This window comes from Winogradskyella rapida, from assembly GCF_042675845.1.
Lineage (GTDB): Bacteria > Bacteroidota > Bacteroidia > Flavobacteriales > Flavobacteriaceae > Winogradskyella > Winogradskyella rapida.
On sequence record NZ_JBHTKM010000017.1, the window covers coordinates 1 to 1,181 of the forward strand.

A 1,181-nucleotide genomic window follows, 5' to 3' on the forward strand; every position below is an offset into this window, starting at 1 on the left:
TAAGATTACATTTATCTTTAGACTATAAAACACCTAATATGGTACACAAATTATCAGCGTAAAACCAATTTTAACCTGTAGCCGTATTTCAGGACTAGACATTATGCCCCGTCCTGAATAAAGGCTACATAATTTTAAACATTATGTACAAAAATGACAAAGTAATCAGACGGTATTCAGAACCTTTCAAACTGAAAATTTTAGCCGAACTTACAACCGGTAAACACACTAAGAGCGAACTTTGTAAACTCTACTCCATTGCTCCTACAACGGTTAATGAGTGGATTAAAAAGTACAATCGTAAAGACTTAATGAACACCAGAGTAAAAGTGGAAACAAAAGACGAAATATCTAGAATTAAAGCACTTCAAAAGGAAATTGAACAGCTTAAAAAACTACTGATTAAAAAGGATTTAGATACTTTAGCATTAGATTCATACCTTGAAGTAGCAGCCGAAGACTTAGGCTATAAATCTGTAGCTGAACTAAAAAAAAAGCTAAGTATAAAGCCTTAATCAAAGCTAAAGAGAAATCTAAGGGATTTACATCTTTATCAACTATAACAAGTTGTTTTGGTCTTAAACGTGATGCGTATTATAAATACAAATCTAGAGCTGATAAGCGTTTAACACTGGAACAACAGATTATAGAAATAGTCAGTAGAAAACGTAAATCCCTTCCTAGAGAAGGTGTGCGTAAATTCATTAGATCTTTAGAGAATGAGTTTTATAAAGCCAATCTTAAAGTGGGAAGAGACACTTTATTTAGTGTGCTTATAAAGCATAATATGCTTACACTGAGAAAGAAAACAAGTGCCAGAACTACAAACTCTTATCATCGTTTTTATAAATACAATAACCTGGTAAAAGATATGGAAATTACAAGGCCAAATCAGGTTTGGGTAAGCGATATAACCTACATAAGAACCATTAAAGGCTTTTGTTACTTAGCACTAATAACAGATATATATTCACGAAAAATAGTGGGTTATGATATTAGTGACAGCTTGGAACTTAAAGGATGTGTAAGAGCCCTAAATAAGGCTGTTTATCAAGCTAAAAACATTAAGCATCTCAATCATCATTCAGACAGAGGAATACAGTACTGCAGCAATCAATACACACAAATACTCAAAAGAAAAAAGATAGATATTAGTATGACAGAAGAAAATCATTGTTATG

The 1,181-nt window shown here is 32.2% G+C and carries 2 protein-coding genes; both read left to right on the plus strand.

Annotated elements, in window-relative coordinates; genetic code table 11:
* Positions 1-143: 143 nt before the first annotated feature.
* Complete coding sequence (locus tag ACFQ13_RS03785; protein ID WP_386114180.1) at positions 144-515, plus strand: transposase; 372 nt, start codon at positions 144-146, stop codon at positions 513-515.
* Positions 515-1,181: IS3 family transposase (locus ACFQ13_RS03790; protein ID WP_386115112.1), on the plus strand; the 667-nt coding region annotated here is incomplete at its 3' end. The genes ACFQ13_RS03785 and ACFQ13_RS03790, both read left to right, overlap by 1 nt.

What these genes read in the sequence shown, in the direction of transcription:
- ACFQ13_RS03785 (WP_386114180.1), top strand. Translation starts at nt 144, where the DNA reads ATGTACAAAAATGACAAAGTAATCAGACGGTATTCAGAACCTTTCAAA.